Origin of the sequence: Caulobacter endophyticus (assembly GCF_003116815.1) — a bacterium.
Taxonomy (GTDB): Bacteria; Pseudomonadota; Alphaproteobacteria; order Caulobacterales; family Caulobacteraceae; genus Caulobacter; species Caulobacter endophyticus.
The window spans coordinates 72,297-78,371 of sequence record NZ_QDKQ01000065.1 but is presented as its reverse complement, the minus strand read 5'-3'; the positions used below and the strand labels follow the sequence as shown (position 1 = coordinate 78,371).

Genomic DNA, 6,075 nt, shown 5'->3' with positions numbered 1-6,075 from the left:
GCGGCGGGACCACGGCGCGAGCGCGCGGGGCCGACGGCGCCGAAGAGGGCGGCGCGGGCGCTGCGGGCGCCTCGACCCGTGGCGCGGGCGGCGGGACGACGTCCACCAGGTCGACGATCAGGTTCTGCTCGACCAGCGGCGGCATCACCCTGATCCCCGCCAGCAGGCCCACGCCCAGCAACACGTGCAGGCCGCTCGCCACGATCAGGGCGAGGGCGAAGGGCCTCTTGCGGCGAGCTGTCGATCGCCTGCCGGCCATCCTGGATCCTTGCTTGCCGACGGAACGTCCGGCGGGGCTGGAGGTATCCAGGCGATAGGGCGTGGCGATGGCGGCATTGATGCGGCGGCGCAAAGAAAAAGGCCCGGCGTCGCCGCCGGGCCTCCTCATTTCGCCTGAAGCGCGAAGACCGACCTTAGGCGGCCGCCTTCTCTTTCACGCCGAAGCGGCCGTAGAAGGTCTCGCCCTTGGCGGCCATCTCGCGCAGCAGGGCCGGCGGGGTGAAGCGCGTGCCGTAGGCCGCGGCCAGTTGGTCGAGGGTCTCGACGAACTTGGCCACGCCCACGCCGTCGATCAGGCTGATCGGACCGCCGGTCCAGGGCGCGAAGCCCCAGCCCAGGATCGCGCCGACGTCGGCTTCGCGCGGATCGGTGATCACGCCTTCCTCGAAGCAGCGCGCGGCCTCGACGGCCTGGCGGTACAGCAGGCGGGTGCGGATCTGCTCGATCAGCGCCTTGTCGGCGTCCTTGACGGTGACTTCGACAAGGTCGGCCAGGCCCGGCCACAGGGTCTTGGGACCGCTTTCCGGATAGTCGTAGAAGCCCTTGCCGTTCTTGCGGCCGTAGCGGCCCAGGTCCTCGACCATCTTGGCGATGACCGCGGTGAACGGACGCTCCTCGTACTTGTCGCCGAGGTCCTTCTTCGTCTGGACGGCGATCTTGTGCGACAGGTCCAGCGCGACGTCGTCGTGCATTTCGAGCGGACCGCGCGGCATGCCGGTGGCGCGGCCGACATTGTCGATGATCGCCGGGGCGATGCCGTCGCTGAGCAGCTCCATGCCTTCCTGCACGAAGGTGCCGAAGCAGCGCGAGGTGTAGAAGCCGCGGCTGTCGTTGACGACGATCGGGGTCTTCTTGATCTTCAGGACGTAGTCGATCGACTTGGCCAGAGCCTCTTGGGAGGTTTGATCGCCCATGATGATCTCGACCAGGCCCATCTTGTCGACCGGCGAGAAGAAGTGGATGCCGATGAACGAGGCCGGACGCACCGAGGCCTCGGCGAGGCCCGTGATCGGCAGGGTCGAGGTGTTGGAGCCGAAGATGGCCGTGTCGGCCAGCTGGGCCTCGGCCTTCCTGGTCACGTCGGCCTTGATGTCGCGGTTCTCGAACACGGCCTCGATGACCAGGTCCGAGCCCTTGACGTTGTCGTAGTCGGCGGTCGGGTGGATGAGCGCCAGGATGGCCTCGCCCTTCTCCTGGGTCAGCTTGCCGCGCGAGACGGCCTTCTTGACCAGGCTCTCGGCGTAGCCCTTGCCCTTGTCGGCGGCCTCTTGGCTCTGGTCGATCAGGACGGTCTCGATGCCGGCCATGGCCTGGACGTAGGCGATGCCCGCGCCCATCATGCCGGCGCCCAGAACGGCGACCTTCTTGACGTCGTAGTGCGGCACGCCGGCCGGACGGCCAGCGCCCTTGCCCAATTCCTGCAAGCTGAGGAACAGGGTGCGGATCATGCCCTTGGCCTGGGGCGTCATCAGGGTCTTGAGGAAGTAGCGGGTCTCGATGCGGATGGCCGCGTCGAACGGAACCTGCAGGCCCTCATAGACGGCCTTCATGATGTTCTGCTGGGCCGGATAGTTGCCGTAGGTGTTCTTGCGCAGCATGGCGTTGCCCATGATGAACACCTGGGCGCCGGTCGGGGTGTAGGGACCGCCGCCGGGGATCTTGAAGTCCTTCTTGTCCCAGGGAGCGACCGGATCGCCCTTGGTCTTGATCCAGGTCTTGGCGGCCTCGACTTCGCTGCCGGCCGGCACGACCTCGTGCACGACCTTGAAGCCCAGGGCTTCGGCCGGCTTCATCGACTTGCCTTCCAGCAGGTACGGCGCAGCCGCCATCACGCCCATCAGGCGCGTCAGGCGCTGGGTGCCGCCGCCGCCCGGCAGCAGGCCGACCTTGGCTTCCGGCAGACCCAGCTGCAGCTTGGGCAGGTCGGCGACCACGCGGTAGTGGGTGGCCAGCACGAACTCCAGGCCGCCGCCCAGCGCCAGGCCGTTGATGGCCGCGGCCACCGGCTTGCCGCTGGTTTCCAGCTCGCGGAAGGCCTTGTTCAGCGCAAAGCCGGCGTCGAACGCCGCCTTGAGGTCGCCGCCGCCCAGGCCGCCGTTGCCGCCCAGCTCACCCAGGTCCGCGCCGGCGCAGAAGCCGGTGGTCTTGCCCGAGGTGATGACGACGCCCTTGATCTCGGCGTCGGTCTTGATGCGCTCGACCAGCTCGCCGACTTCCTTGATCACCGAGGCGGTCAGGGTGTTCATCGAACGGCCGGGGACGTCGAAGGTGACCAGGGCGATGCCGTCGCCGTCGACCTCGATCTTGAAGTTTTCCATGTTCAGTTCCTCTGGATCCTCCCCTCGAAGGGGGAGGGGGACCGCGAAGCGGTGGAGGGGAAAGGAGCCGCGAACTTTGCGCTCGCTTCCCCCTCACCCGGCTTCGCCGGGAGCTCCCCTTTCAGGGGGAGCATCTGGTTTGATCAGACGCGTTCGATGACCGTGGCGGTGCCCATGCCGGCGCCGACGCACAGGGTGATCAGGGCGGTTTCCTTGTCCGAGCGTTCCAGCTCGTCGACCATGGTGCCCAGGATCATCGCGCCGGTGGCGCCCAGTGGGTGGCCCATGGCGATGGCGCCGCCGTTGACGTTCATCTTCTCGTGCGGAATGTCCAGCGCCTGCATCATGCGCAGGACGACGGCCGCGAAGGCCTCGTTCAGCTCGTAGAGGTCGATGTCGGCGACTTCCATGCCGAGCTTCTTGAGCAGCTTCTCGGTGACCAGCGAAGGACCCGTGAGCATGATCGACGGCTCCGAACCGATCGAGGCCATGCCCTTGATGCGGGCGCGGGCCTTGAGGCCGAGCGCGTCGCCCATCTCCTTGGTGCCGATCAGAACGCCGGCGGCGCCGTCGACGATGCCCGAGCTGTTGCCGGCGTGGTGCACGTGGCTCATGCGCTCGACCTGCGGGTAACGCTGGGTGGCGACCGCGTCGAAGGCCATCTCGCCCATGCCCGTGAACGAGGGGTTCAGCGAGGCCAGGGTCTGCATGGTGGTGGAGCCGCGGACGGTCTCGTCGTGGCTCAGGATATTGAGGCCCAACTGGTCCTTCACCGGCACCACCGACTTGGCGAAGCGGTTCTCGGCCCACGACTGGGCGGCGCGGCGCTGGCTCTCGACGGCGTAGGCGTCGACGTCGTCGCGGGAGAAGCCGTAGAGGGTGGCGATCAGGTCGGCCGACACGCCCTGCGGCATGAAGTAGGTCTTGAAGGCCGACGACGGGTCGGTGGGCCAGGCGCCGCCGTCGCTGCCCATCGGCACGCGGCTCATGCTCTCGACGCCGCCGCCGATGGCGAGGTCGGCTTCACCCGAGATGACCTTGGCGGCGGCCATGTTCACGGCTTCCAGGCCCGAGGCGCAGAAGCGGTTGATCTGCACGCCGGCGACGCTCTCGGCGTACTCGGCGGTCAGCACCGCGGTGCGGGCGATGTCGCTGCCCTGCTCGCCGACCGGGGCCACGCAGCCCAGGACGACGTCGTCGACCTTGGAGGTGTCCAGGTTGTTGCGGTCGCGGATGGCTTCCAGGACCTGGCTGGCCAGCGACAGGGCGGTGATCTCGTGCAGAGAGCCGTCCTTCTTGCCCTTGCCGCGCGGCGTGCGCACGGCGTCGAAGATGTAAGCGTCGGCCATTGAATGGCTCCTTCCTGCGATCTTTTAAGTGTGTTGTCCCAGAGCGCGATCGCGCTCTAGAATTTTGTTTTCAAAGCATTTTTCACCCACTTCCAATGCGAGCATCGGAAGTGGAAAGGCTTTGCCGGGATTCTTGGACCGCCGGCTCGACCCGGACGTCCGTCCGGACCGAGTTGGCGATGAAACAGGCGTGGTGGGCGGCCTCGTGCAGGGCCGCCAGCTTGGCTTCGTCAGGCGCGTCGCCCTCGAAGACGATGTCGGGGCGGAGGACGACATGGCTGACCCAGTGAGCGCCATGCTCGTTCCTGGTCATCGTGCCCTCGGCCCGGTCGCGATAGGCGCTGATGTAGAAGCCGGCGCGACGGGCGAGATCCAGGAAGGTCAGCATGTGGCAGGACGACAGCGCCGCCACGAACATCTCTTCCGGATCGACGCCCGCCGGGTCCGACCAGGGCAGCGGCACCACCGACGGCGAGGCCGAGCCGAGCGCCGTGACCCCTCCGTCGAACGACAGGGTATGGGCGCGGCTGTAGCGGCCCCTGGGGAAGTCCGCCCCGGGCTCCAGCTTCCAGTCGACGATGGCGACGTGGGTCGACATGCTACTTCTTCCAGGCGCCGATCGGCGACTTGTGGATCGGCGCGCAGGACAGGCCCCGGGCCGAAGCCTTGGCCGAATAGACGACGCGCTGGCCAAATTCCGGGGCCGGCAGGCGGCAGGGCGTGAAGCCCGGCGTGTTCACCGTCAGGGTCCAGGTGGCGACCTTGGAACGCAGCAGGTTGTTGCACTGCTCGACGCCGGGCCTGAGCGGCAGGTCGAAGGCGCCGGGCTGGGGACGCTTGCCTTCCAGCTTGCCGGAGAACTGCAGCGGGCGACGGCCCTCGGCCTTGATGCAGACCACGGCCGAGCGGGCCGCGTCGTTCGGAGGCGGGAGCGGAGCGTCGGCGAAAAACATCAGAGCGTCCTCGCGATCAGCAGCTTCATGATCTCGTTGGTGCCGCCGTAGATGCGCTGGACGCGGCTGTCCTTGTACATGCGGGCGATCGGGTACTCGTTCATGAAGCCGTAGCCGCCGAACAGCTGCAGGCAGCGGTCGACGATCTTGTTCTCGAGGTCGGTCACCCAGTACTTGGCCATCGAGGCCGTCGAGGCGTCGAGGTCGCCCTTCAGGTGGCGCTCGATGCAGTGGTTGACAAACACCTTGGCGACGGTCGCCTCGGTCTTGCACTCGGCCAGCACGAACTGGGTGTTCTGGAAGGCGATGATCGGCTTGCCGAACGCCTGGCGCTCCTTGACGTAGGCGATGGTCAGCTCCAGCGCCCGCTCGATCGTCGCCATGCCCTGCACGGCGATGTTCAGCCGCTCCTGCGGCAGCTGGGCCATCAGCTGGAAGAAGCCCTGGCCTTCCTCGGTCCCGAGCAGGTTCTCGGTGGGGATCTTCACGTCGTTGAAGAACAGCTCCGACGTGTCCTGTGCCTCGTGGCCCAGCTTGTCGAGGTTGCGGCCTCGCTCGAAGCCCCCAATGGGACCATCTTCGCCATCGGTCTCGACCACCACCAGGCTCGTGCCGCGGGCGCCGCCGGCCGGATCGGTCTTGGCGACGACGATGATGAGGTTGGCCGTCTGGCCGTTGGTGATGAAGGTCTTGGAGCCGTTGACGACGTACTGGTTGCCGACCTTCCTGGCCGACGTCTTGACGCCTTGCAGATCGGAGCCTGCGCCCGGCTCGGTCATGGCGATCGCGCCGACCAGCTCGCCGGTCGACAGGCGCGGCAGCCACCGCTGCTTCTGCTCCTCGGTGCCGTAATGGAAGATGTACGGCATGACGATGGCGTTGTGCAGGCTGGCGCCGAAGCCGTCGACGCCCTTCTTGCCCAGCTGCTCCATCAAGACGACCTCGTGGCGATAGTCGCCGCCGGAGCCGCCGTATTCCTCGGGCGTGGAGAGGCCGAGCAGACCGGCCTCCCCCGCCTTGTTCCACATCGCGCGATCGACGCAGTGGTTCTTGCGCCAGGTCGCCACGACGTTTTCAGGCGCGTGCTCGTCGAAGAACTTGCCCACCGCATCCTCGAAGATCGCGATGTCTTCTTCGGCCATGAAGGCGGGTTTTGCGACGTCGAGCACGCTCATG

The 6,075-nt window shown here is 67.2% G+C and carries 5 protein-coding genes and 1 pseudogene; all 6 read right to left on the bottom strand.

Going from position 1 to position 6,075, the window contains the following annotated elements:
• A pseudogene (locus tag DDF67_RS19765) lies at nt 1-259 on the bottom strand (hypothetical protein); the annotation flags it as partial.
• A 154-nt stretch (nt 260-413) separates the two neighbouring features.
• Entirely contained in the window at nt 414-2,597 is a 2,184-nt protein-coding gene (locus DDF67_RS19760; protein ID WP_109102546.1) for a 3-hydroxyacyl-CoA dehydrogenase NAD-binding domain-containing protein, read from the bottom strand.
• Between the two features lie 143 nt (nt 2,598-2,740).
• The gene (locus DDF67_RS19755; RefSeq protein WP_109102545.1) at nt 2,741-3,946 is read right to left on the bottom strand and encodes an acetyl-CoA C-acetyltransferase; all 1,206 of its coding nucleotides are present in this window, start codon (nt 3,944-3,946) and stop codon (nt 2,741-2,743) included.
• 82 nt (nt 3,947-4,028) lie between these two features.
• Nucleotides 4,029-4,544, bottom strand: a complete 516-nt coding sequence (locus tag DDF67_RS19750) for an OsmC family protein (RefSeq protein WP_109102544.1) — start codon at nt 4,542-4,544, stop codon at nt 4,029-4,031.
• 1 nt (nt 4,545) lies between these two features.
• Nucleotides 4,546-4,899, bottom strand: coding sequence for a hypothetical protein (locus tag DDF67_RS19745; protein ID WP_109102543.1), 354 nt, complete (start codon nt 4,897-4,899; stop codon nt 4,546-4,548).
• Nucleotides 4,899-6,074: an acyl-CoA dehydrogenase family protein gene (locus DDF67_RS19740; RefSeq protein WP_109102542.1), complete on the bottom strand. Its 1,176-nt coding sequence runs from the start codon at nt 6,072-6,074 to the stop codon at nt 4,899-4,901. Before DDF67_RS19740 ends, DDF67_RS19745 begins: the two co-directional genes overlap by 1 nt.
• Nucleotide 6,075: the final 1 nt, after the last annotated feature.